This window comes from Pseudomonas segetis, assembly GCF_900188155.1.
Lineage (GTDB): Bacteria > Pseudomonadota > Gammaproteobacteria > Pseudomonadales > Pseudomonadaceae > Aquipseudomonas > Aquipseudomonas segetis.
Map to the genome: position 1 here is coordinate 196232 of NZ_FZOG01000007.1, position 25153 is coordinate 221384.

The following is a 25153-nucleotide window of genomic DNA, read 5'->3' on the forward strand; positions in this document are numbered from 1 at the left end:
AGCGCGCCCCTAGGGCGCGTTGCAGTTGATTTCCTGGATCCAACCTTGTTGCAATGCGTGACTGAGCACCTGCGCCAGTTGCTCGCTGCCTATAAACGCGCGCATCGCCTCTGGTGATTCCCAGGTTGCACTCAACAGCCAATTGGCGCTGAGTTGCGGATCTGCCTCGACAGCAAATGCTCGGCAACCGGCCATGGACGAAACATCATCAAGGGCTTCGCACAAATAAGCTCCAAGCACTTCATCACAGCCGCTGTTGGCCCGGATCAGGGCACATTGATAAGTCGTCATGTCGCTCTCCATCTCTTTGTTAACCGCTGTTTCAGCCTGCTGACGCGACAGGGATCGCCAAATACAGTTACAACGGCAAGACAGTCAGCGATAAATTCGCGCCAACGGCCCCGAGAGTCTGTACCTGCTTTTGATTGGCTAGCGTAATGGCTTTGACCAGAGCTTGGGTCAGAGCCGATTCAGTGCAGATCGAATATCTGCTGAACCTGTGCGTCAGCGTTGCACTGCGCCTGGGTAATAGAACATTTCCCAGTAGCTAAAGAGTAATCGGCTAGCCGCTATTGCCACTAGTCAATTACTGGTTGGTTATTGCCTAAAACTGCAAGAGCAGTTTGTTATTGGCTGGTGTCGCTTGAGTCAAAACCATTTAACCTGTAGGCGCGGCATCGGCAATTGCCTGTTAAAAGCCAATTTTTGCCTATTCCTGCAATAGTATTTCCCAGGCCACCAATTGCCTGATCTACCGGGCTAAGCTTTGGCGACCAATCGAGAGACCCGCGCATGACAAGCCCTGAACACACAGCCGTACTACTCGCCCAGCGCCAGGACGAACTGGCCGCACTGATAAGCCGGCTGGTGCCGACTGATGATGTGGTCGAGACCGCAATCAAGGGTGTATTTCTCGCCCGCGCCGACCAGCCAACGCTGCCGATGCCGGTGCTGTACAAGCCAAGCCTGTGCATCATTGCCCAGGGTCGCAAAGAGGTACGCCTGGCCGATGAGGTGTACCTGTACGACCCGCTCAATTACCTGGTGGCCTCCGTCCCTTTGCCCGTCAGCGGGCATATCACGCAAGCCACGCCTGAAAAGCCCTACCTCTGCCTGCGCCTGGATATCGACCCGGCGCTGGTCAGCAATCTGATAGCCGACACAGGCCCAATAGGCGTACCCAACAGCGGGCCGCGTCGTGGCTTGTATCTGGACCGGGTTGACTTGCCGCTGCTCGATGCCGTGATTCGCCTGGTGCAATTGCTTGAGACACCGCGTGATATCAATATCCTGGCGCCCATGGTGCTGCGCGAAATATTCTACCGCTTGCTGCACAGTGCCCAAGGGCATCACCTGCATGCAATAGTGATCAATGACAGCCAGAGCCATCGCATTGCCCGGGCGATTGACTGGCTCAACAGCAATTACACCGAGCCCTTGCGAATCGAAGACCTGGCCCGCGAGGTCAATCTCAGCCAATCAACCCTGCACCACCGCTTCAAAGCAGTAACAGCACTGAGCCCGCTGCAGTACCAGAAACAGTTGCGCCTGCAAGAAGCCAGGCGCCTGATGCTTAGCGAAGGCATGGAAGCGGCGGTTGCAGGCTACAAGGTTGGCTACGAGAGCCCGTCCCAGTTCAGTCGTGAATACAGCCGCCTGTTCGGCGCGCCGCCTTTACGCGATCTCGCCCGCCTGCGCAGTGCCAGCTAATTTGTAGCCTGATGACTGATATGGCGCTCTCGCAGGCTACAAGCCTGCGTTGCCACAGCCGCTATAGGCCCATCTGCTTGCTGATGATCTCGTTCATGATTTCGCGCGAACCACCACCAATCGAAAGAATCCGGTTGTCGCGATACAGGCGTTCGACAAGGCTTTCGCGCATATAACCCATGCCGCCTAATATCTGCACGGCGTCATAGGTAATCTTGTCGGCGATATCAGTGGCGAAGTTCTTGGCCATGGATATCTCCTTGATCACGCTCTTGCCAGCCGCCATCTGCGCAGCCTGGCGATAGGTGAACTCACGCGACACTTCGAGTTGAGTGGCCATTTCAGCCAGGCGGTGCTTGAGCACCTGGAACTTGGCGATAGGTTTGCCGAACGCCTGCCGCTCACGCGCCCACTGCAAGGAGGCCTCAAGCGCCAGCTGAGCCGTCATGTTCGCCATGATTGCCAACGACAGACGCTCACTCTGGAAGTTGGCCATGATGCAGGCAAAGCCCATGTTTTCAACGCCAATCAGATTTTCGGCTGGCACCTTGCAGTCATCAAAGAACAACTCTGCGGTGTCCGACGCCCACCAGCCCATCTTTTTCAATTTGCGGCCGACGCTGAACCCAGGGGTGCCCTTCTCGATCAGCAGCAAGCTGACACCGCCAAAGCCATCACCACCGGTTCGCACGGCAACCGTATAGAAATCGGCGCGCACGCCGCTGGTGATAAAGGTCTTGCTGCCCGTTACCCGGTAGTAATCACCCTCGCGCACCGCACGGGTCTGCAGGTTTGCAACATCAGAGCCACCGCCGGGCTCGGTAACCGCCAGCGCCATGATCTTTTCACCTGCAAGCACCTGTGGCACAACACGATCACGCAGTGCCGGCCTGGCCCACTTGAGCACCGGTGGCAAACCAATATCCAGCGATCCCAGGCCGGCGACCAAGCCTCCAGAGCCTGAACGCATCAACTCCTCGCTGGCGGCAACCTTGGCGAATACATCGCCCTCGTGACTGCCACCAAAATCTTCCGGGTAACCAATTCCCAGGATGCCTGCGGCGCCTGCCTTTTGATACAGCTCACGCGGGAATTCCCCAGCCTCCTCCCACTGATCGACATGCGCAAGAATTTCGCGCTCAACAAAACGCCGGACGGTATCGCGAACTAAACGATGGGAATCGTCAAAATAGTCGTGCATGGCAGTCATGGGTTGTGCTCGTTATTTTCTTGCGACCATACCAAGCGCTTGCTAGGCAGGCAAGGTGAGATACCCGCCATAACGCCGACTCAACAGCCGCTCGATTGCAAAGCTGCAGAAAAAAGAACGCCGGAGTTACTAGCTCCGGCGTTAGGGACACAAGATCAGAAGTTGTAACTGGCCGTCGCAGTGATGTTGCGTTCTTCGCCAAAGTAGCAATAGTTAAGGCTGCCGCAAGACGCCACGTACTTTTTGTCAGTCAGGTTATTGGCGTTCAAGCGCACATCGACGCCGGTCAGGCCCAGCTTGCCGAGGTCATAACCCAGGGATGCATCGACCAGCGTGTAGGATGGCACCTCAAGTGTATTCTCGGCATCCGCCCAGCTATCGCCCACATAGCGCACGCCTGCACCGATTTTCAGCCCCTCAAGGCGACCACCAAGGAAGCTGTAGTCGAGCCACGCCGAGGCCATGTGCTCGGCGGCCTGGGTCGGTGAGTTGCCCTTGTTGTCCAAGGTTGGATCGACGGTGCTGATGATTGATTTCGAGTATTCGATATCGGTGTAGGTATAGCTGCCAAGCAGGCGCACAGCTTCTGTCAATTGCAGGCGTGCCTCAAGTTCCAACCCTTGCGAGCGCACAGCGCCGACGGGGCGGTAGAAGTCTTCATCGGCGGCCTTGGTTGCAAGGTTTTCCTGATCGATATGAAACAGCGATGCGGTGTACAGGTCATCGGTACCATTAGGCTGGAACTTCAAGCCAAACTCCCATTGCTTGCCTTCCGTGGGCGCCAGCGGATTGCCGTCCTGGTCGGCATAGGCGTTGGGGTTGAAGGACTCCGAGTAACTCATGTACGGCGCAAGGCCGTTATCAAACAGATACAACACTCCGGCACGCCCGGTGAACTTGCTGGGTTCATCCTTGCTGGTGCCGCCGTAGATTTCGTCTTCTGACTCGACCTTGACCCAGTCCTGGCGCACGCCCAGCGAAAAACGCCAGTTATCCAGGGCGATCAGGTCTTGCAGGTACACACCGGTTTGCTCAAGCCGTCGCGTGGAACTGCTTGACCATGCCGGATTGATGGTTACCGTGCCGCCGTAGACTGGGTTGAAAGCATCGATATTGCTGGCGGTGCCGGCGGTGTAGTCGACCCGGGTTTTGCGCCGCTGATAGTCAAGCCCGCCCACTACAGTGTGCTGCGCTGCGCCAGTATTGAATTCGGCCTGGAGCATATTGTCGATGATCCAGGCGTGCAGCTTTTCATCAGCGCCGGTATAGGCACGATACAACTCGGTATCATTGGCCCAGCCAGCGGCATAGACTTGCTCGGCACTGACATCAGAGGTTTGATAGCGGAAGTTTTGCCGCGCCGACCAGGTATCGTTGAAACGATGCTCGAACTGGTAGCCGATCATCTGCTGCTCACGCTCGAAGCTGTCCTGATCCGGCTCACCTTCGAAAAAATGCTCGGAGATATGGCGCCCCGCGTGACGATTGATCGTACCCTCTGCAGGCAGGCCGCCATGGTAGCCGCTGTTCGGATCTTTCTGCAGGTAAGCCTGCAAGGTCAAATGGGTGTCTTCGCTGAAGTCGATCGAAACACTTGGCGCCAGGGTGTAACGCTCTTCATCGGCGTAATCGAATTGGGTGTCAGCGCTGTCGACCAGCCCGGTCAGGCGATAGGCAATGCGCTGCTGGTCATCCAATGGCCCGGTGAAGTCAAAACCAATACCTTTCTTGTCGTTGCTGCCGGCAATGGCCTGGATTTGTCCTGAGGCCTGAAACTCTGGTTTCTTGGTGGTCATCGCCGCAAGACCGCCCGGAAGGCTACGCCCATAAAGCACTGAGGACGGGCCTTTCAGAATATCGATACGCTCAAGAAAGTAAGGGTCGATCTGCAGGCTGCTGTAGGTGCCGCTGTCGCCCATCATCTTCAGCCCGTCGAGGAACAGATTGTCCACCGAGCCGTCATTGAAACCGCGCATCGCTACATAATCATAGCGATGCGTCGCGCCGTACGGATTGGTCATCACACCCGGGGTGTAGCGCATGGCTTCGGCAACGGTTTGCGAGCCTTGGTCATCCATTTGCTCGCGCGTTACCACCGAAACCGACTGCGAGGTTTCAAGCAGGGGCAAGCTGGTCTTGGTGGCAACGCTACTGTGCGTGGCGTTATAGCCATCGATGCTGCCCAGGGCATTGCCCAGGGCAAAGCCTTTGACTGTGGTGGCGGGCAATTGCATGGCGCCGTCACTGCCCTGGTCATGCAGCGTATATCCGCCCTGCTCGCCCTGGCTGATACTCAGGCCAGAGCCTTGGAGCAAGCGGGTAAAGCCTTCGTGAACACCGTACTCCCCGTTCAAGCCCCCTGTTTGCTTGCCTTCGGTAAGCCGTGCATCGACCGAGAGCATCACCCCCGCCTCACCGGCAAAACGGCTCAGTGCAGATGACAAGTTGCCAGGCGCAATATTGTATTGGCGCACTTGCTGGCTCGCCGCCTGGGCTTCAGCAGCCACGGACTGCTGCGGCATCAGCGCAAGTGGAAACATCAGTGCAGCGCAGCGAATAGCCTGGCGCAAATGAGTTGGACGAAAATCGTTGGAGCGCATCGGATGACCCTTTGGCAGATGGTTATGTTGATAGGCCAAACGAGTCGCGAAAAAGGGAACCCATCGCATAAAAAAACAATCGCAGGCCTTAACCTGAAACCGGCTCAAGGGTGATCCACCATGGCCAGCGCCGATTGACACGGATGGGTAAACTCGCCTCAAGCGCCGCATAGATGCGTTCCGGGTCATTCAACGGGAATGCGCCAACCAGATGCAGACCGGCAATCCGTGGGTCGACTGCCAAATGCCCGGGCACATGCTCGGCCAGTTCGCTGATGAAGTCGCCGAGCGCACGATCGTCCGCCAGCAGCATGCCGCGCTGCCAGGCATTACGGGCAGGTGAAACCTGGCTGATGGGGCCAATCTGCCGCCGATCAAACCAGGCCTGCTGTCCAGCGCCCACCACTTTGCTCGCCCCCTGAGCACAGGTAATGCGGACACGGCCTTCAAAGACACTGAGCAATGTGCCAGCCTGCTGCATGCGCACGCTGAAGCGAGTACCCAACGCCTGCAAGCGCCCGTCAACCGTGTCGACACACAACGGCCGGGCTGGCTGCTGGATATCCGGGGCGCTGTCGACCAGCAACTCGCCTTGCCACAAACGTAATAACCGCAGGTCAAGGCTGTAGTCGATATCGACTGAACTGTTGCTGTTGAGCCACAACTGGGCGCCGTCTGCCAAGTGCAATTGTCTGATCTGGCCGGTTGTGCTGCTCTGGTCAGCCATCCAGGCCTGCACGGGCTTGCGCGACACAGTCAGGCCCAAACCAGCGCCACCCACCAACAGCAACAAACTGCTAAGCACTTGACGACGAGTACGAACGCCTGCGCGCAGAGCATTGTGGCCAGGCTCACGCTGGGCGGCAGGCAAGGCCTGGAATTGACCACTGATTTGCTGCACCCGATGCCAGGCGGCCTGATGCGCCGGATTGCTCGCCAGCCACAACTGCCACGCCTTGCGCTGCCTGTCACTGACAGATTCGCTCGCTAACACCGCAAACCATTCGGCGGCCTGTTCAAGTACCCGGAAATCGGACTGGGCAGACATGCTATTGCTGCGCCAGCATCAGGCAATGCAACATGGCCTGCGCCATGTATTTTTTAACCATACGCTCGGATACAGCCAGGCGCTGGGCAATGACGGCATAGGTCAGGCCATCAAGTTGCGACAAGAGAAATGCCTCGCGCACCTTGCTCGGCAGTCTCAGCAACATCGCATCGATGGCCAGCAGGGTTTCCACAATCACTTCACGTTCTTCTGGCGATGGAGCCAGCGCCTCTGGCTGCGCCGCGAGCGCGTCCAGATAAGCCCGCTCGACCGACTGTCGCCGCCAGAAGTTAACGACCAGGCCATGGGCGATGGTCGACAGGTAAGCACGGGGTTGTCGCAAGGTGGCCAGGCCATCAGGCGATTTGAGCAGGCGAACAAAGGTGTCCTGCGCCAGGTCTGCGGCGTTATGCGCGCAACCAAGGCGCTGACGCAGCCAGCCATTGAGCCAGGCATTATGGTCACTGTAGAGACGTTGTACGTACTGCTGGGAAGACAACTGCACAACCGACATCGCAGGCACTCACAAGCATCTTTTAACGGAAGATGCTAATGGTAATGCTTCTCAACAACAAATATCCAGTGATCCACTCGAATCAGCGTCCAAACCAGACCTGCAACACAAGCCTGCGAGCCAATTCGGTACCGCCCTTGAGCGTATAGACCGGCGTATCAGATAGAGATAGGCCGACGACCTGCCAGCGCATGCGCCAAAGTACCGCCATCGACCAGCTCCAACTCGCCACCCAGCGGCATGCCATGGGCAATGCGCGAGGCGATCAGGCCTTTGTTGGTCAGCAACTGGGCGATGTAGTGTGCGGTGGCCTCACCTTCTACCGTCGGATTGGTTGCCAGGATCACTTCGGTAAAAGTGCCTTGCTGTTCGATACGGGCGAGTAATTGCGGGATACCAATGGCTTCAGGCCCAAGCCCGTCCAGTGGTGACAAGTGGCCCTTGAGCACAAAATAACGGCCGCGAAACCCGGTTTGCTCGACCGCATAGACATCCATCGGGCCTTCTACCACGCATAACAGGGTGTCATCCCGCCGCGTGTCCTGGCAGATGTGGCAAATAGTTTCTTCGCTAAGCGTACGGCACTGCTGGCAATGGCCAACACCTTCCATTGCCTGGGTCAGGGTCTGCGCCAGGCGCAAGGCACCACTGCGATCACGTTCGAGCAACTGCAAGGCCATGCGCTGAGCAGTCTTCTGCCCCACTCCCGGCAATACACGCAGGGAATCGATCAACTGGCGAATCAATGGGCTGAAGCTCATGGCAATACTCGCGTGGGCAATAAGGCGAAGAAATCGATGGTTATCCAAGCCTGTCAGCTGAGCTGCCAGGCAGGATGAAATATGTTCGCCGCGAATTTACCCAGGTAAAACCGCCGCGAACATAGGAAAACAGTCATTCGATCAGACTGTCGGCGCTGCCTAGAATGGCATTTTGAAGCCAGGCGGCAACTGCATGCCGTCAGTCATGCCGGCCATCTTGCTCTGGCTGTTTTGCTCGACTTTACGCACGGCATCATTGACGGCCGCAGCAATGAGGTCTTCGAGGATTTCCTTGTCTTCCTGCATCAGGCTGTCGTCCAGGCTGATGCGCTTGACGTCGTGGCGACCAGTCATCACCACGCTAACCAAGCCGGCGCCGGATTGACCGGTAACTTCAGCGTTGGCCAATTCTTCCTGCATTTTCTGCATTTTTTCTTGCATCTGCTGCGCCTGCTTCATCAAGCCGGCCATGCCGCCACCTTTCATCATGGTGCTGTCCTCGGTATTCAGGGGTTAACTGGGGTATCAATGGGTTCAATACTGTCAGCGCGGATAACCGCGGTGAACTGTTGGATCATTTGCTGCACGAAGGGGTCATTGTTGATCGACTCTTCAGCCTCACGCTGGCGATCAGCGCGCTGACGCGCCGCAGCCTGCGCAGGTGTTTCCTGTTCAGGTGTAACCAATTCGATTTTCAACTCGATGGCACGGCCCAGTTGGGCATTGAGTGCATCATTGAGCCGCCGCTGCTGGGTCGCATTGAACAAGGCGCTATGGCCTGGATCAAGGTGCAACAACCAGCTATCGCCCTCAACCGAGATAAGCGTGCAATTTGCACCAATACTCCCGGTCATGCCCGACAGGCCAAGTTGCGGGAACAACTGCAACCAATCAGCCGCCAGGCCTGTTGCCGGCTGCATGGCAGGCTGCGGTTCAGGCTCCGCTGGTACTGAAGGCTCGACCGCGTCGAAATCGTAATCAATGGAATCAGCATCCATTTCCACGTAATCATAATCCAGCGGCGGCTCGTCATCGTCGCTTTCGTCGGCTTCTGGCTCAGCCACAGCAATGACCTGCGCGCCCTGCTCGATCGCCTCGACAATTTCAGCGGGCGGATTGACCAGCTCAGCGGCGGCCTCTGCGCCAACAAGCGGCTCGGGCGCCTGCTCTTCCCAGGGCAAATTGGTTACCGCAGGTGCACTTGGTTGTGGCTCGACAACGGGAGCAGGCGCAGGGGCTGCATTGGCAATTGGTTCTGCTACGACAGGCGAGGCAACAGCATCTGGCTGATCGGCCACAGTTTCGGCTGCGGACTCAACCACAGGCTCGATGGCGACTGTTGATACAGGAGCTTGAGCCGTAACAGCCGCAGGCGTTTCAACGACAGGCGCTGGAGCAATAGTTGCCGGAGCCGCTTGTGCAGCGCCAGCCACTGATTCTGTTGGGGGATTAGCAGTGGCCTGGCTAATCCCTACCGGCTTTAGCGCCACCCTCGGCGCATCATCGCTATCGGCAGGCCTGAACGCCAGCATGCGCAGCAGCACCATCTCGAAACCGCTGCGGGGATCCGGTGCCAGTGGCAGGTCGCGACGACCGATCAAGCCCAGCTGGTAATAAAACTGGATGTCCTCTGCAGGCAAGGCCTGGGCCAGCGCCATGACTCGCTCCCGGTCGCCCTGGCCATTATCCACTGCATCCGGCAGGGCCTGGGCAATGGCGACGCGGTGCAATACATTGAGTATCTCGGCCAACACGCCAGCCCAGTCGGGTCCTTGCTCAGCCAGGTGACGCACAGCATCGATCACAGCGCGAGCATCGCCTTCAAGCAAGGCATGCAGCACGCCGTAGACCTGGCCATGGTCCAGGGTGCCAAGCATTGCCCGTACGTCAGCGGCAAGCACCTTGCCCTCGCCGAACGAAATCGCCTGGTCGGTCAAGCTCATGGCGTCACGCATGGAACCATCGGCTGCGCGCCCAAGCAACCATAGGGCGTCATCCTCAAATGGAATCTGCTCAACACCAAGTACGTGGGTCAGGTGCTCGACAACGCGCTCAGGCGGCATGTTTTTCAGCGAAAACTGCAAGCAGCGCGAGAGAATAGTGACTGGCAGTTTTTGCGGGTCTGTCGTCGCCAGCAGGAATTTAACGTGTGGCGGCGGCTCTTCCAGGGTTTTGAGCAAGGCATTGAACGAGTGCGAGGAAAGCATGTGCACTTCGTCGATCAGGTAGACCTTGAAGCGCCCACGGCTCGGGGAATACTGGACGTTGTCGAGCAACTCACGGGTGTCTTCGACCTTGGTCCGGCTGGCAGCATCGACTTCGATCAGGTCTACAAAGCGTCCTTCATCGATTTCCCTGCAGATCGAGCAGGTCCCGCATGGGGTCGAACTGATACCGGTTTCGCAATTCAGGCACTTGGCAATAATTCGGGCAATAGTGGTTTTACCCACGCCACGGGTGCCGGTAAACAGATACGCATGGTGAAGGCGCTGGCTGTCTAGTGCATTAATCAACGCTTTGAGTACGTGGGTCTGCCCCACCATTTCGCTGAATGTGCGCGGACGCCATTTGCGTGCAAGAACCTGATAACTCATCGAAACCCGTCGCGTGAGGAAGCAAAAGTGAGCTAATCCTAACGGAGCACCGGGTAAATTGCATCCGCTGTGCATTGCAGTAAATGTGCGCCAGTTTGGCTACCAATAAAAGCCCTGGCTATTTTTTGATCAAACGGCTAGTATTGCCGCTGTTCGTACCACGCTGTAAGTCAAATAGGCTCCCGTCTGATAGACGCAAGGCCCCCTCGTTGGAATTTAGTTGCAGAGCGCATTCGTAACAACGGTGCCACACAGCTCTCAACCAAGCCCACCCTGCTGACTGACCAGGCTGCCTCGCTTAAGCGATGCTGCTCGCCTGCCTCCGAAGTACAGACCCGATTGAACGACCAGCAACGCCAAGCTGTTGCCGGAACTTAATCGCGCAACTTCGCTCCGATTACATCAAGACCTCCAGCCTAAACTGGGCCGGATGTTGGAGCTTTATCCGCGCAATGATGCGCATGCAGTTTTAGGAAACACCCAAAAAAATGAATACACATACTCAAATTCAGGATGCCATTCGCACCCTATCCAGCGCATTTGCGCCGTTTGATTGCCGCATCCTCGCTGCCCGCAAAGGTAGCTTCAGCTTCACCATTGTCAATCAGGCCGGCATTGCCAAGCACAGCCAGCGCCTGTATCCAGGCCAATACAATGGTGAGCGTTTGCAGCAGGTTATTGAGCGCGCCCGTGAGTCACTCGTCGCCTAGGCGAGTCTTCGATACCAGCGCGGCAAGGCACTGCTTCTCTGTATAGAGAAAAATGCATCTAACTCAGGGCTTTGCCAGTGATTGCAGCTAGATTCCAAGCAATGCAGCTGCAATCTAACCGGCAAACTGCGAACTTTGCCGGTAAACTCGCCTCTAACTGAATCACCATATAGGATGGAATAAGGGAATGGACAACACTATTCAGTCAAACGTAGAGAACCTGTTTGCCCCGCTACGCACCACATTCAGCTCACCACGCCCCGATGGCAGCATTGTTCTGTCATTGCTGGATGAGACTGAAACCAATGTCTATAGCCGCGTGCTAAGCGCAGAGCAACTCAATAACACCGAGAGCTTCGCACAAAGCCTCGAAGAAATCCGCCTGGAGCTGGCCGTACGCTCCGGCTCGATTCCTGCGGAAATGCGCAAAGCCCTGAAAGAACAGGACAGCGTTCTCAGCTATCACATTTCTTGATGCCTGGCTGGAATACAAAAACCCCGCAATGGCGGGGTTTTTTATTGCCTGCAGCTTTAGCAGCGCAGCATCAATCAGTCGCATTGAACCAATAACAACGATTATTTGCGCCGTTATGCAGCTAAAGACATTAAGAAAATAGGGATTAAGCAGCGAGAGACTGCAATGCCGAGACGGCGTATTTGACTGATAAATCCTCGAGCCCAAGGATTTATAGATTGGAGGCGGTCCCACCAGCCACACCCCGGCACACAATGTTCCCGCTGTGGCTGCTTCCTTCCGGATCTGACCAGGTTCACGGGTAATCGTTGCGGGGGGACCGGCAGGACCACCATCACGCTGCTCACCAGAAGCGAGCCGCGCCATTGTACCGGCTTGAATTAAAGTTACAACCGCTTCAAGCACTTAGCACTGAAATTGCCTCGCTTGACTGGCAACTTGACTGGCAATAGGCCTGCACCTGCAAACTGTAGCGCCAGATCAGTGCTCATCACTCAAAAATTGACATGTATCATGACCTGCGCCGCACAAAACACCGATGCTACTGGATAATCGAGCGCAGCCCTGTGTCATTATCGGTCTCATGGCAACGCGCGGGTCGATTCATTTACCCGGATATATTTGCAACTGGTGTGCACAGCAGGCTATCAAGGCCTGTGACGCCGATATTATTAATCGTAGAAATGCATTCCCAACGGAATTTCTTGTCGAACCGCGAGTCAGAAACAGGTCGCTATCTTTAGGCAATAACCTATAAACAAGACCTGCGACTCAAAACGCACTTACCTGCGTGGGCACGACAAGAGCCCTCAATCAATCAAGGAGCTACAACATGGCTATGACCAAAGACCAATTGATCAGTGATATCGCCGAAGCCATCGACACCCCAAAAACCACTGTACGTGCCGCGCTTGATCAACTGAGCGAAATCGTAAGTGATGCACTGGAAAATGGTGACGAGATCACTCTTCCTGGCATTGGCAAGCTGAAAGTAACTGCACGTCCTGCACGCACCGGGCGCAACCCGCAAACCGGCAAGGCCATCGAGATCGCAGCCAAGAAAGTCGTTAAATACGTGCCAGCCAAAGCACTGACTGACGCGATCAACTAAGCATTGGAGCGTCGCGAGGTCTTCAAGCAGTAGACCCGCACGATGTACCGCTCAAGTCGATTAATCCGAATACTTGAGCGGTTACTCTAAGCTAGAGCGCTACACCGTACCCGGCCAGCACAGCCAGAAACGCATCCTCATCAAGTACCTTCACGCCCAGGTCGTTAGCCTTGGCCAGCTTTGACCCCGCGCCCGGCCCTGCAACCACACAACTGGTCTTAGCCGAAACAGAGCCCGCGACTTTAGCGCCCAAAGCCTCAAGCTTGTCCTTGGCGACATCCCGACTCATGACCTCAAGACTGCCGGTCAACACCCAGGTTTGCCCCGCCAGCGGCAGCCCTTCGAGCTGCTTTCTTTCGCTCTGCCAGTGCATGCCGAACTCACGCAACTGATTTTCTATCGCCAGCGCATGCTGCGCGTTGGCCGGGTCGTCGAAGTAATCGCGCAACGACTTGGCTGCCCTTTCGCTGAGCCGCTCGACCTGGCGCACATCAAGCCAGTCAGCATCGATAATGCCCTGGACCGAGCCAAATTTAGCAGCTAGCCGCTCCGCTCCAGTGGCAGCAATAAAGGCAATATTCAACTTGGTAATAAAACCGGCAAGGGTGGTGCTGGCTGCGAACTCAGGGTGCAAGTCACCTTCTTCCTGCAACTCGATGCCGTGCTTGAGCAGTTGGCCTATGACGCCTTGGTTATGCTCATCGGCAAAGAAACTATGGATTTCATGGGCCACTTCCAGGCCGACATCGGGCAAGTAGGTCAGCACTTCGGGTAGCGCCTGGCGAATGCGCGCCAACGAGCCCAGGGCTCGGGCCAGCAGCTTTGCGGTCTCCTCGCCTACGTCAGGTATCCCAAGTGCATAGATAAACCGTGCCAGGGTTGGCTTGCGGCTTTGCTCGATAGCCTCGAGCAGGTTGTTAGTCGACAACTCGGCAAAGCCTTCCAGGCCAACGATTTGCTCGAACGTCAGCGCATAGAGGTCTGCAGGTGAATTAACCAGGCCTTCATCCACCAACTGCTCGACGCTCTTCTCGCCCAGGCCTTCGATATCCATCGCCCGACGGGAGACGAAATGGATGATGGCCTGCTTGAGCTGCGCACCGCAGGCCAGGCGCCCCACACAGCGATAGATCGAGCCCTCGACAAAAGACTCCTTGCCCTTGCTGCGCTTGACCAACTGCGTGCGCTCGACAGCCGACCCACATACCGGGCAATGCTCCGGGACTTTTACGCTGCGTTGCTCACGCTCCTCCGGACTCCAGTTCGGCCGGCGCTCGCTGACCACCTGTACCACCTGGGGAATAACATCGCCTGCCCGGCGGATAACCACGGTGTCTCCAACCATCAGGCCGAGCCGGGCAACCTCGTCCATGTTGTGCAGGGTTGCGTTGGAAACCGTGACCCCAGCGACCTTGACCGGCTTTAACCGTGCCACAGGTGTTACCGCGCCGGTACGGCCCACCTGAAACTCCACCGCAAGCAGTTCGGTTAGCTCCTCAAGCGCCGGAAACTTATGGGCGATGGCCCAACGTGGCTCACGCGCCCTGAACCCAAGCTCGCGCTGCTGGGCCAGGCTGTTGACCTTGAACACCACGCCGTCGATCTCGTAGGCCAACGAAGTGCGCCGCTGGCCTATATCGCGATAATAATCGAGACAGGCCTGGGCACCCTTTGCCAGCTTCAGCTCACGACTGATTGGCATGCCCCAACCCTTGAGCGCGTGCAGGATGCCAATATGGGTTTCAGGCAAATCACCCTGCACCCGGCCAATGCCGTAGCAGCAAAACTCCAGAGGCCGACTGGCGGTGATCTTCGAGTCCAGTTGGCGCAGGCTACCCGCAGCAGCATTACGCGGGTTGGCAAACACCTTGCCGCCCTGCTCCAGCTGCCTGGCATTAAGCGCCTCGAACCCCGCCTTGGACATGAAGACTTCACCGCGCACTTCAAGCACCTGCGGCCAGCCTTCGCCTTGAAGCTTCAGCGGTACATTACGAATGGTGCGTACATTGACGCTGATGTCTTCTCCGGTACTGCCGTCACCGCGCGTAGCGCCGCGTACCAGCAAGCCGTTTTCATAGAGAAGACTGACAGCAAGGCCATCAAGCTTGGGCTCACAGCTGTATTCCACCGAGCCAAACAGATCGCCCGCAGGCAGATCCAGACCCTCACGGACACGCCGGTCAAAATCCTCAAGATCGGAATCTTCAAAGGCATTGCCCAGGCTTAGCATCGGCACTTCGTGCTTGACCTCGCCAAAAGCTGACAGCGCCAGGCTACCGACCCGCTGGGTTGGCGAGTCTGGTGTCACGAGTTGGGGATTTTGCGCCTCAAGCGCCTTGAGCTCGTGAAACAGGCGATCGTACTCGGCATCGGGAATGCTAGGCTCATCGAGCACGTGATAACGATAGTTGTGCTGATCCAGCTCGGCACGAAGCTGCAAGATACGTTGGGCGGCGTCAGTCATGTTGCTCTCTCAAAAACACAGAAAGCAGCCAAAGCTGCTTTCTGATAATCACGGTTGCGTTTAACGCTTACTGGTCAGTTGGCGACGCTCAAACTCGACGATACGCTGGCGATAATGCTCGATGGTTTGAGCGGTCATCACGCTGCGCTGGTCATCCTTGAGTTCACCGTTGAGCTCATGGGCAAGCTTGCGTGCAGCAGCCACCATTACATCAAAAGCCTGCTTGGGGTGACGCGGGCCAGGCAAGCCAAGGAAGAAACTCACGGCGCGTGTGCTGAAGCCTTCAATGTCATCCAGGTCGAAGGTTCCGGGCTTGAGTGCATTGGCCATGGAAAACAATACTTCGCCGTTGCCTGCCATGCTTTCGTGACGATGGAAAATATCCATTTCACCGAAACGCAAACCGCTTTCCAGAATATTCTGCAGCAATGCTGGGCCTTTGAAACCATTGGCATCGCGGGCAATCACGTTAATCACCAGGACTTCGTCAACCGGCGCCTGCTCTTTAGCCTCGACCTTGCTCGCCGGAGCATCATCAACCGGGTTAAGCAGCGTCGGGACCGGCTCGTCCACATCAAGATTCAAGTCACCCTGCTGGGGTTCATTGTTACGTCGACGGCTCAACTCGCGTGCGCTCATCGATGGTAAATCATGCTCATCGAAGGAAGGTTCTTGATGTTGCGGCTTATCGACCACTCGGGCGGGGCTCAACAACTCCGGATCACTGTCATCATCCGGCAGGTTGGACAGGTTTCGATCAAGCTTGAATTTCAACTTCCCTTTACCACCACGCATCCGGCGCCAGCCATCAAACAAGATGCCAGTAATCACAATGATGCCGATAACGATCAGCCACTCACGTAGACCGAATTCCATGAAATACCTTAACCCCTAATGACAATTAATATACACAACGGAAGCATTCAAACCTGCTCCGATAACTCAAAAAACGTGGGGCCAACACCATGTTCCAACTGGCACTTTCCACGCGTAACAAAAGTGGGCATTAAGCTAGCACGACGAAAGGTTACTTTACACTGCTGGCGAGTTTGAAAACACACTACAACAGTAGGCTAAAACGATGAAAAGGTGAAAAAAACCCCTTATATCAAGTTAGCCGTAACATTTTGCTCAAAACTTGACCACATCACAGCAGAGCATCACTTCCAAGGACTTGCCCAACACTAGGCGTCCACCATCGCCAGCGCCTCTTCGACATCCACAGTCACCAAACGCGAACAACCCGGCTCATGCATGGTCACCCCCATCAATTGATCCGCCATTTCCATGGCGATCTTGTTGTGGGTGATGTAAATAAACTGCACTTTCTCAGACATCTCCTTGACCAGGCGCGCATAACGGCCAACGTTAGCATCGTCCAGAGGTGCGTCGACCTCATCGAGCATGCAAAACGGCGCCGGATTAAGCTGAAAGATTGCAAAAACCAGCGCTAGCGCGGTCAAGGCCTTCTCTCCACCGGAGAGCAAATGGATAGTGCTGTTCTTCTTGCCAGGTGGCCTCGCCATAATTGTTACACCAGTATCGAGTAAATCTTCGCCTGTGAGTTCCAAATAAGCTGTGCCACCACCAAAAACCTTCGGAAATAACGCCTGCAACCCCGCATTTATTTGATCGAATGTTTCCTTGAAGCGATTACGTGTTTCGCGGTCAATCTTGCGAATGACATTCTCCAGCGTATCCAGGGCCTCGACCAAATCCGCATCCTGGGCATCCAGATAGCGCTTGCGCTCCGATTGTTGCTGGTACTCATCGATTGCCGCGAGGTTGATCGGCCCCAGGCGCTGGATGCGCGCCGCCATGCGTTCGAGCTCTTCTTCCCAGGACTTCTCACTGGACTCACTCGGCAGCGTTGCCAGAACACCATGCAAATCGTAATTGTCTTCCAGCAACTGATCCTGCAACGCTTTACGCCGCACCGTCAGCGATTGCCATTCCATGCGCTGCTGCTCGAGTTGACCGCGCAATAATTGCGACTGCTGCTCAGCCTGGGTACGGCGTTTCTCGGCGTCACGCAATTGTCGATCCGCATCCTCAAGAGTCAAGCGCGCCAGCTTTAACTCATCCTCGACACCCATGCGGCGATCGAGCAATTCTTCGAGCTTGATACGCAACTCTTCGAGCGGTGCGGCACCTTCCTCGAGATTAAGATTCAACTGCTCGCGACGCTCATGCAGGCGCTCGGACTGCAGGCGCAAGCGCTCAAGGGCCTGACGGGTTGAGTCGTACTGCGCACGCAGTGAGCCCAGGCGCACGGCTAGCTGGTGAGCATGATCCTTGTGCTGGCGCGCATCATGACGAACCCGATCAAGCTGCTCACGCAACTGGTCACGACTGGCGAGCAGCGTCTCGCGCTGATCGTTGTCTTGGGCCATGGCATCCAGCGCGTCCTGCAGCTGCAGCCGCGACTCACCGAGTTGCTCCTGCTCAAGCTCACGCTGGCCAGACAGTTCGCTCAGTTCAGTGTCGAGACGCTGTCGACGCAGCAACAACTGCTCGGCCTTGGCGGCACTGGCCGACAACTGTGCCTTGAGCTCCCCCAGGTGTCGCGATTGCTCCTGCACTTGACGACGCAATTGCTCGCGCTGCTCCTCATGCTCGCGCTGTTGTTCACGAAGGCCGAGCAAGCGCTCCCCGAGCAACTCCAGTGCCGCCTCACGCTCCGTGCACTCGAACCCAAGCTGCTCCAGTTCCTGCCCGCGTGCCAGCACACCACTTTCAGCCTCGCTGGCGCGCCGCACCCGCAGGAAATGCTTGCCAACCCAGTAGCCGTCACGACTTATCAGGCTTTCGCCTTCACCCAGACCACCACGCAGGGCCAAGGCCTGATCAAGTGTTTCAACTGGGCGAACAGCACCCAACCATGGCGATAAGTCGAGAGCAGACTCAACCTTGTCGAGCAAACTGCCCGCCACTCTCTGGCCATTTTTAGCCGGGCTAAGCAGGCGTAGATCACCTTGCTCGAAATCTGAAAAGTCCAGTTGGTTTAAAGCCTCAGGCTCATCCAGCAACACCGCTTGAAGATCAGCGCCGAGAACCGTCTCGACTGCCAACTCCCAACCGTTTTCAACCCGAAGCCCTTCGGCCAACCGAGGCCGATCAAGCAACTGTTGCCGATCCAACCATTGGGCGGCCCCCTGCCCCGGCTCCAGCGCCGCTTGTTGCAGCGCCTCCAGCGAAGCCAGCCGCCCCTGCAAGCGCTGCAGCTCACCTTGGGCCTGTTGCTGGGCCTGCCCAGCTTGCTCCAGCTCTCCACGCAGCAGTTGCAAGCGGTCAGCGTGCTCTGCCTCGGCGACTTGCAGCTCCTCGATGCTTAATTCGCTAACCGCAACCTGCTCGCCGAGCGCCTGTATCGCCGCATCCTCCGGATCGGCGGCAAGCTGCTGCAGCTCCTCACTGAGTCGCCGCTGGCGCTCGACCAGGCGTTCAAGACTCTGCTCCAACTGCCCAATACGCGACTGCTGTACCTCAGCCTGGCGGCGCGGCTCAGCCGAGCGCTGATTGAAAACGTCCCACTGCTCCTGCCAGCCATGCATTGCAGCCTCAGCCAACTCAAGCGCCGCGGCTGATTCTTCGGCCGCGGCGGCAATCAGTGCCTGCTCGGGCTCCAGTTGGGCCAACTCCTCGCCGAGGGTCGCAGCCAAGGTGCTGTCATGACCCAAGTGGGACTCGGTTTCCTGACGCGAGCGCTCGGCCTCGTTGAGGTCTTCCTGCAACTGACGCACCCGCTGCTGGCCATGCTGGATACTTTGCTCGACCCGGGCAATATCGCCACCCACCGAATAAAAGCGCCCCTGCACCAGGTTGAACTGTTCAGACAATTCATGGTGACCGTCGCGAAAGCGCTCGATACTGGCATCGGCATTACGCTGCTCGGCAACCAACGCTTCAAAACCCACTTCCTGATCACGAATGATCGACTCACGCTGGCCCACTTGCTCGTTCAGGGCCTGCCAGCGCAGGGCTGTGAGTTGTGCTTTGAGTTGGCGCTCTTCTGCCTTGTATTCCTGATACTTCTCAGCAGCCTGGGCCTGGCGATGCAAGCGTTCGAGCTGGCGCTCCAGCTCTTCGCGCAGGTCAGTCAGGCGCGCAAGGTTTTCATGGGTGCGTCGAATCCGGTTCTCGGTCTCGCGGCGGCGTTCCTTGTACTTTGAAATCCCCGCGGCCTCTTCGATGAAGTTGCGCAAGTCTTCGGGCTTGGCCTCGATCAGCTTGGAGATCATGCCTTGCTCGATAATCGAGTAGCTGCGCGGCCCCAAGCCAGTTCCCAGAAAGATGTCGGTGATGTCACGACGACGGCACTTGGTGCCGTTGAGAAAGTAGGTATTTTGGCTATCGCGGGTCACCCGGCGGCGAATCGAGATCTCGGCATAACCCGCGTACTCACCCACCAGCGTTGAGTCGCTGTTATCGAAAATCAGCTCGATCGAGGCCTGGGTCACGGGTTTACGTGTGTTCGAGCCATTGAAGATGACATCGGTCATCGACTCGCCGCGGAGATTCTTCGCCGAACTTTCACCCATTACCCAACGAACAGCGTCGATTATGTTTGATTTACCACAACCATTGGGCCCAACGACCGCTGCCATGTTGCTGGGAAACGACACGGTGGTTGGGTCAACAAAGGACTTGAAACCTGCGAGTTTGATCGACTTCAGACGCATGCAAAGCGTTCCTTAGCGTTCAGCTAATGCTGCCAGCACCAGTTTAGAATTATGTGCGCAGTAGCCTTTAAGCACTTCGCGTGCCTGATTCTCATCGCGCTCGATGATCGCTTGCAACAAGCGAGTGAAGCTATTGATGAACTGCCCCATTTCACTGCGCCGCCGCTCGAATGCCAGATAATAGGTGCGGCTGATCGCCGGCAGCAGGTTTTCTACGCTTTGTTGCAAATAAGGGTTGTTTGAAAATCCATAGGCGGCACGCATGATATCGAAGCTGTTATCGACAAAGGCATTGATATCGCCCTGCTGGAAGTTGCTGGAAAGGCGTTTTTGGATATCAACGAACGGCTCCAGCTCAGACTGTTCGCGCCAGCCACGCGCAACCGTACAGGCCAGCAAGCCGTAGAGCTCAACCACTAGCGCGTACAGGCTCTTGACATTGTGCGCGGTCAACTCGCTAACCTGTGCGCCGCGCCGGGGCTGGATAATAATCAAGTGCCGGCGCTCAAGTATCAGCAAGGCCTCGCGCACAGAACCCCGACTGACATTCAGCAACTGGGTAACTTTCTGCTCTTGAATGCGTTCACCCGCCCGCAACTCACCGCGAATGATACGTTCTGACAAATGCTGCGCAATCTGCTCGGCGAGGCTATCCGGGGCCTTGAAGGTCATGCTGTTCCTTAAAACCTGAGGGTGCTTTGCAAGAAATTATCGACAGGCGCAATAAGCGCCAACATGCAAGGTTACGGACGAACATCCGGGTCAAGCTCGAACTTGGCCGCAGTCGCTGCAAGTCGCTAGGTGATAGGCGCTGAGATTGTTCCACAGATCTTCAAAGTGTAACACAGGGCCCTGGCTTGCAAAGCTGTCACGGCCAACGCACCAGATCATGGCACCTAGGCCACAACTACATACCGAATTCGCGCAATGGGGAGCCCGGTTTTCGCCGGCTCGGCTCATCTGTCCGGGTATCCGATGCAGTACGACCGCCTGGCATGAAAAAAGCAGCGAGCATCAGACATTCATTGGCAACCGACTTACTCATAACTATCGGGCATGAAAACCACCTGACTCGCACGTCAAATATTAGTTGACCCAAAAGTCAGAAATCACTAGATTTAGTTCAAACGGATTGCTTGAACCCTGGCTGGCTCCTTCTCGGATCAGCTTCAGGCCAGCAAATCGACAACAATAAAATGCCTGGAGGTCTTCCTTGATCCAGTTTTTACTTAACCGGGAGCTGCGCACAGAGCAGCAACTCGACCCCAACGTCACAGTGCTCAATTACTTGCGTGAGCACCTTGGCAAACCCGGTACCAAAGAAGGCTGCGCCTCTGGTGACTGCGGTGCATGCACCGTGGTGGTTGGCGAGCTTGATACAAGTGAAGGCCGCGAGCGCATTCGCTATCGCACACTCAACTCATGCCTGACCTTTGTTTCTTCGCTGCATGGCAAGCAACTGATCAGCGTTGAAGACCTCAAGCACCAGGGCCAACTGCACAGCGTGCAACAGGCCATGGTTGACTGCCACGGCTCGCAATGCGGCTTTTGCACTCCCGGCTTTGTCATGTCGCTGTTTGCCTTGCAAAAGAACAGCAACGGCTACAACAAGGCTGAAACCCTCGAAGCACTTGCAGGCAATCTGTGCCGCTGCACTGGCTACCGTCCGATCATCGATGCTGCCGAGCAAGCCTGCTGCCAGAAACAACCGGACCAGTTCGATAACGCTGAAGCCCAGACCATTGCCCAGCTCAAGGCCATTGCTCCCCTTGATACAGCCGAACTCAATAGCGGTGACAAACGCTGCCTGCTGCCACTGACTGTTGCGGACCTGGCTGATATCTACGCGGCCAACCCGCAAGCACGCCTGCTTGCAGGTGGCACCGACCTGGCGCTTGAAGTCACCCAGTTCCACCGCGAACTGCCCGTGATGATTTATGTGGGTCATATCGAATCGATGAAACGCATCGACATCAATGACGAAACCATCGAGATTGGCGCCGCCACGGCGTTGAGCGATTGCTACTCGGCTCTGGCCAAGGATTACCCCGACTTCGGAGAGTTGTTGCACCGGTTCGCATCCTTGCAAATCCGCAATCAGGGCACCCTTGGCGGCAATATAGGCAATGCCTCGCCCATTGGTGATGCCCCGCCGCTGCTGATAGCCCTCGGCGCGCAGATCGTGCTACGCAAAGGCAATGAGTCACGCACCTTGCCACTCGAAGATTACTTCATCGATTACAAGGTTACGGCTCGCCAGGAAGCCGAGTTTATCGAAAAGATCATAGTGCCTCGCGCGCAAGCCAATCGTGCCTTCCGCGCTTACAAGGTCTCCAAACGCCTGGATGACGATATCTCGGCAGTCTGCGCAGCATTCAATATCGAAGTGCTAGACGGCGTGGTGCACAGCGCACGCATCGCCTTTGGCGGAATGGCCGCCATCCCCAAGCGTGCCGCAGCCTGTGAAGCGGCCTTGAACGGTGCTGCCTGGTATCCGGGGGTTATCGAGCAAGCCTGCGCGGCTCTGGCCGAGGACTTCACGCCGCTGAGCGATTTCCGCGCCAGTAAAGAGTATCGCCTGCTTATCGCACAAAACCTGCTGCGTAAGTTCTTCCTTGAAATGCAAGCTCCAGAAGTTGAGACGCGGGTGACTGCATATGTCTAATCACATCATTCAAAAAACCCAGGCTGAATTGGCTGAACTGTTCCGCGCCGACCTCACAACTGGCGTTGGCCGCAGTGTCAAACACGAAAGCGCAGCCAAGCATGTTTCTGGCGAGGCCACCTACGTCGACGACCGCCTGGAATTCCCCAACCAGCTCCATGTCTACGCACGCATGAGCGACCGTGCACACGCGCGAATCGTCAAGATCGATACTGCACCCTGCTATGAAATTCCCGGCGTGGCCATAGCCATCACCAGCAAAGATGTACCCGGGCAGTTGGATATTGGCCCAGTAGTCGCTGGAGACCCCCTGCTCGCCGACGGCAAGGTTGAGTTCGTTGGCCAGGTGGTACTGGCGGTAGCCGCAAATAGCCTGGACGCTGCACGCAAGGCAGCCATGGCAGCCGTTATTGAGTACGAAGACCTGGAGCCTGTGCTCGATGTAGTCGATGCCTTGCGTAAAAAGCACTTTGTTCTCGACAGTCACCAGCACAAGATCGGCGACTCTGCTGGCGCTCTGGCTGCGGCCCCACACCGCCTGCAAGGCCGCCTGCACATCGGTGGCCAGGAGCACTTTTACCTGGAAACCCAGATCTCCTCGGTGATGCCCACCGAAGACGGCGGGATGATTGTGTACACCTCGACGCAGAACGCCACCGAAGTGCAAAAACTGGTGGCTGAAGTGCTGGGCGTGGCGATGCACAAGATCGTCATCGACATGCGCCGCATGGGCGGTGGTTTTGGGGGCAAGGAAACCCAGGCGGCCGGGCCCGCATGCTTGTGCGCCGTGGTTGCTCATCTCACCGGGCGGCCAACCAAGATGCGCCTGCCGCGTGTCGAAGACATGCAGATGACCGGCAAGCGCCACCCTTTCTATGTCGAGTACGATGTCGGCTACGACGACGACGGCTTGCTCCAAGGTATCGAGCTTGAACTGGCGGGCAACTGTGGCTATTCGCCCGACTTGTCAGGCTCCATTGTCGACCGGGCGATGTTCCACTCTGACAATGCCTACTTCCTCGGCAACGCGACCATCAACGGCCACCGCTGCAAGACCAACACCGCCTCGAACACCGCCTACCGCGGCTTTGGCGGCCCGCAAGGCATGGTCGCGATCGAGCAAGTGATGGATCATATTGCCCGCCAGCTTGGCAAAGACCCGCTGGAGGTGCGCAAGCTCAACTATTACGGCAAAGAAGATCGCAATATCACCCACTACTACCAAAAGGTAGAGCACAACATGCTGGCCGAAATGACCAGCGAGCTTGAAGCCAGCAGCGACTACAGCAAGCGTCGCGAGGAAATTCGTGCATTCAACGCGCAAAGCCCGGTGTTGAAAAAAGGCCTGGCGCTGACGCCGGTGAAGTTCGGCATCAGCTTTACTGCCACCTTTCTCAACCAGGCTGGCGCGCTGGTACACATCTACACCGATGGCAGCATCCATCTCAACCATGGCGGCACCGAGATGGGCCAAGGGCTCAACACCAAGGTCGCACAGGTCGTGGCTGAGGTTTTCCAGGTCGATATATCACGTATCCAGATTACCGCGACCAATACCGACAAAGTGCCCAACACCTCGCCGACCGCAGCCTCCAGCGGTGCCGATCTAAACGGCAAAGCCGCACAGAACGCTGCAGAAACCATCAAGCAACGCCTGGTCGACTTCCTGGTGCGCGAACATAAGGTCAGTGCTGAAGACATCGAGTTCCGCAACGGCCAGGTCCGCGTGCGCGACCAGTTCATTGCCTTTGACCAGGTGATCCAGCAGGCATACTTTGCTCAGGTTTCGCTGTCGAGCACCGGTTTCTATCGCACACCGAAGATTTTCTACGATCGCGATAAAGCCGCTGGCCGCCCCTTCTATTACTTTGCATACGGTGCCGCGTGCTCCGAAGTCATAGTCGACACCCTGACTGGCGAATACAAGATGCTGCGTAGCGACATTCTTCACGATGTCGGCGCCTCGCTTAACCCGGCAATCGATATTGGCCAGGTTGAAGGCGCATTCGTTCAGGGCATGGGCTGGCTGACCATGGAGGAACTGGTCTGGAACCCGAAAGGCAAGCTGATGACAAATGGTCCGGCCAGCTACAAGATTCCAGCCATCGCCGACATGCCACTCGATCTGCGGGTCAAGCTGGTCGAAAATCGCAAGAACCCGGAAGACACGGTATTCCACTCCAAAGCCGTGGGTGAGCCGCCATTCATGCTGGGCATTGCCGTGTGGTGTGCGATCAAGGATGCCGTCGCCAGCCTGGCTGACTATCGCCAGCAGCCCGACATCGACGCACCTGCAACGCCCGAGCGCGTGCTCTGGGGTGTCGAGCAAATGAAGAAATACCAGCAACCGGCCAAGGCGATAGCGCGTGAGGCTGCAGAGCCTGTCTAATCGGGTGCAATGAGCGGCGTGATGCTACGCCGCTCTGTTTTCTCAATGGTGTACAACAATGACAAATACCACCGAAAATTTAACCGAAACAGCCAAAGCCCCTGGCCATCAGGTGTCGCCGCTGTTTGTGCTGGCGCCATCAAGCACTGTTGTTGAGCAACCTAAAGTTGCTAACTGGTGCCTGTCACGCCCTGCCAAACCCTTACACAGCTGGAGGCTG

At 56.7% G+C, this 25153-nt stretch carries 18 protein-coding genes and 1 other RNA gene; 6 read left to right on the top strand and 13 right to left on the bottom strand.

The genetic code is table 11. The features are described from left to right. Positions 1-9 precede the first annotated feature (9 nt). Positions 10-291, bottom strand: coding sequence for an antibiotic biosynthesis monooxygenase family protein (locus CHB79_RS19640; protein WP_010490255.1), 282 nt, complete (start codon positions 289-291; stop codon positions 10-12). 501 nt (positions 292-792) lie between these two features. Here CHB79_RS19640 and CHB79_RS19645 point away from each other — a divergent pair. Then, positions 793-1710, top strand: coding sequence for an AraC family transcriptional regulator (locus tag CHB79_RS19645; RefSeq protein WP_089361127.1), 918 nt, complete (start codon positions 793-795; stop codon positions 1708-1710). A gap of 61 nt (positions 1711-1771) precedes the next feature. Here the strand turns inward: CHB79_RS19645 and CHB79_RS19650 are convergent, their stop codons facing one another. The 7 genes from CHB79_RS19650 to dnaX all read right to left on the bottom strand — a co-directional run bounded on the left by CHB79_RS19650 (position 1772) and on the right by dnaX (position 10437). After that, positions 1772-2920, bottom strand: coding sequence for an acyl-CoA dehydrogenase family protein (locus CHB79_RS19650; RefSeq protein WP_089361128.1), 1149 nt, complete (start codon positions 2918-2920; stop codon positions 1772-1774). Between the two features lie 155 nt (positions 2921-3075). Then, positions 3076-5520, bottom strand: a complete 2445-nt coding sequence (locus CHB79_RS19655; protein WP_089361149.1) for a TonB-dependent siderophore receptor — start codon at positions 5518-5520, stop codon at positions 3076-3078. Between the two features lie 88 nt (positions 5521-5608). Beyond that, positions 5609-6568: a FecR domain-containing protein gene (locus CHB79_RS19660; RefSeq protein ID WP_089361129.1), complete on the bottom strand. Its 960-nt coding sequence runs from the start codon at positions 6566-6568 to the stop codon at positions 5609-5611. 1 nt (position 6569) lies between these two features. Further along, the gene (locus CHB79_RS19665) at positions 6570-7082 is read right to left on the bottom strand and encodes a sigma-70 family RNA polymerase sigma factor (protein ID WP_089361130.1); all 513 of its coding nucleotides are present in this window, start codon (positions 7080-7082) and stop codon (positions 6570-6572) included. Between the two features lie 158 nt (positions 7083-7240). Then, on the bottom strand, positions 7241-7843 hold the full coding sequence (gene recR, locus CHB79_RS19670) for a recombination mediator RecR (RefSeq protein WP_089361131.1): 603 nt from the start codon (positions 7841-7843) through the stop codon (positions 7241-7243). 159 nt (positions 7844-8002) lie between these two features. Then, positions 8003-8329, bottom strand: a complete 327-nt coding sequence (locus CHB79_RS19675) for a YbaB/EbfC family nucleoid-associated protein (protein ID WP_010490263.1) — start codon at positions 8327-8329, stop codon at positions 8003-8005. 20 nt (positions 8330-8349) lie between these two features. Next, the gene (gene dnaX / locus CHB79_RS19680) at positions 8350-10437 is read right to left on the bottom strand and encodes a DNA polymerase III subunit gamma/tau (RefSeq protein WP_089361132.1); all 2088 of its coding nucleotides are present in this window, start codon (positions 10435-10437) and stop codon (positions 8350-8352) included. 488 nt (positions 10438-10925) lie between these two features. Here dnaX and CHB79_RS19685 point away from each other — a divergent pair, with 488 nt between their 5' ends. Both CHB79_RS19685 and CHB79_RS19690 read left to right on the top strand, forming a co-directional pair. Next, positions 10926-11147, top strand: coding sequence for a hypothetical protein (locus CHB79_RS19685; protein WP_010490265.1), 222 nt, complete (start codon positions 10926-10928; stop codon positions 11145-11147). Positions 11148-11334: 187 nt separating this feature from the next. Beyond that, entirely contained in the window at positions 11335-11622 is a 288-nt protein-coding gene (locus CHB79_RS19690) for a DUF3509 domain-containing protein (protein WP_010490266.1), read from the top strand. 228 nt (positions 11623-11850) lie between these two features. Here CHB79_RS19690 and ffs read toward each other — a convergent pair. After that, positions 11851-11947, bottom strand: an RNA gene (gene ffs, locus CHB79_RS19695) — signal recognition particle sRNA small type. Between the two features lie 507 nt (positions 11948-12454). Here ffs and CHB79_RS19700 point away from each other — a divergent pair. After that, positions 12455-12733 carry an HU family DNA-binding protein gene (locus tag CHB79_RS19700; protein ID WP_010490267.1) on the top strand — a complete coding sequence of 93 codons (279 nt, stop codon included), beginning with the start codon at positions 12455-12457 and terminating at the stop codon, positions 12731-12733. A 91-nt stretch (positions 12734-12824) separates the two neighbouring features. On the opposite strand, the gene ligA is transcribed toward CHB79_RS19700, so the two are convergent. The 4 genes from ligA to CHB79_RS19720 all read right to left on the bottom strand — a co-directional run bounded on the left by ligA (position 12825) and on the right by CHB79_RS19720 (position 20551). Beyond that, positions 12825-15197, bottom strand: coding sequence for an NAD-dependent DNA ligase LigA (gene ligA, locus CHB79_RS19705; RefSeq protein WP_089361133.1), 2373 nt, complete (start codon positions 15195-15197; stop codon positions 12825-12827). Between the two features lie 60 nt (positions 15198-15257). Beyond that, a complete protein-coding gene (gene zipA, locus CHB79_RS19710; protein ID WP_010490269.1) occupies positions 15258-16073 on the bottom strand; it encodes a cell division protein ZipA in 816 nt (271 codons plus the stop codon). 308 nt (positions 16074-16381) lie between these two features. Next, entirely contained in the window at positions 16382-19879 is a 3498-nt protein-coding gene (gene smc, locus CHB79_RS19715) for a chromosome segregation protein SMC (RefSeq protein WP_089361134.1), read from the bottom strand. Positions 19880-19891: 12 nt separating this feature from the next. After that, positions 19892-20551, bottom strand: coding sequence for a GntR family transcriptional regulator (locus tag CHB79_RS19720; protein ID WP_010490271.1), 660 nt, complete (start codon positions 20549-20551; stop codon positions 19892-19894). Between the two features lie 541 nt (positions 20552-21092). Between CHB79_RS19720 and xdhA the strand changes: the two genes are divergently transcribed. Then, on the top strand, positions 21093-22544 hold the full coding sequence (xdhA, locus tag CHB79_RS19725) for a xanthine dehydrogenase small subunit (RefSeq protein ID WP_089361135.1): 1452 nt from the start codon (positions 21093-21095) through the stop codon (positions 22542-22544). Then, complete coding sequence (xdhB, locus tag CHB79_RS19730; protein ID WP_089361136.1) at positions 22537-24933, top strand: xanthine dehydrogenase molybdopterin binding subunit; 2397 nt, start codon at positions 22537-22539, stop codon at positions 24931-24933. Before xdhA ends, xdhB begins: the two co-directional genes overlap by 8 nt. The last annotated feature ends 220 nt before the right edge of the window (positions 24934-25153 follow it).

Bases quoted from the DNA above. Each gene is read 5' to 3' on its own strand.
- dnaX (WP_089361132.1), bottom strand. From the start codon at position 10,437: ATGAGTTATCAGGTTCTTGCACGCAAATGGCGTCCGCGCACATTCAGC.
- CHB79_RS19655 (WP_089361149.1), bottom strand. From the start codon at position 5,520: ATGCGCTCCAACGATTTTCGTCCAACTCATTTGCGCCAGGCTATTCGC.
- CHB79_RS19700 (WP_010490267.1), top strand. From the start codon at position 12,455: ATGGCTATGACCAAAGACCAATTGATCAGTGATATCGCCGAAGCCATC.
- CHB79_RS19640 (WP_010490255.1), bottom strand. From the start codon at position 291: ATGACGACTTATCAATGTGCCCTGATCCGGGCCAACAGCGGCTGTGAT.
- smc (WP_089361134.1), bottom strand. From the start codon at position 19,879: ATGCGTCTGAAGTCGATCAAACTCGCAGGTTTCAAGTCCTTTGTTGAC.
- CHB79_RS19650 (WP_089361128.1), bottom strand. From the start codon at position 2,920: ATGACTGCCATGCACGACTATTTTGACGATTCCCATCGTTTAGTTCGC.
- CHB79_RS19665 (WP_089361130.1), bottom strand. From the start codon at position 7,082: ATGTCGGTTGTGCAGTTGTCTTCCCAGCAGTACGTACAACGTCTCTAC.
- ligA (WP_089361133.1), bottom strand. From the start codon at position 15,197: ATGACTGACGCCGCCCAACGTATCTTGCAGCTTCGTGCCGAGCTGGAT.
- CHB79_RS19690 (WP_010490266.1), top strand. From the start codon at position 11,335: ATGGACAACACTATTCAGTCAAACGTAGAGAACCTGTTTGCCCCGCTA.
- xdhB (WP_089361136.1), top strand. From the start codon at position 22,537: ATGTCTAATCACATCATTCAAAAAACCCAGGCTGAATTGGCTGAACTG.
- CHB79_RS19660 (WP_089361129.1), bottom strand. From the start codon at position 6,568: ATGTCTGCCCAGTCCGATTTCCGGGTACTTGAACAGGCCGCCGAATGG.
- CHB79_RS19675 (WP_010490263.1), bottom strand. From the start codon at position 8,329: ATGAAAGGTGGCGGCATGGCCGGCTTGATGAAGCAGGCGCAGCAGATG.
- recR (WP_089361131.1), bottom strand. From the start codon at position 7,843: ATGAGCTTCAGCCCATTGATTCGCCAGTTGATCGATTCCCTGCGTGTA.
- CHB79_RS19720 (WP_010490271.1), bottom strand. From the start codon at position 20,551: ATGACCTTCAAGGCCCCGGATAGCCTCGCCGAGCAGATTGCGCAGCAT.
- CHB79_RS19645 (WP_089361127.1), top strand. From the start codon at position 793: ATGACAAGCCCTGAACACACAGCCGTACTACTCGCCCAGCGCCAGGAC.
- CHB79_RS19685 (WP_010490265.1), top strand. From the start codon at position 10,926: ATGAATACACATACTCAAATTCAGGATGCCATTCGCACCCTATCCAGC.
- zipA (WP_010490269.1), bottom strand. From the start codon at position 16,073: ATGGAATTCGGTCTACGTGAGTGGCTGATCGTTATCGGCATCATTGTG.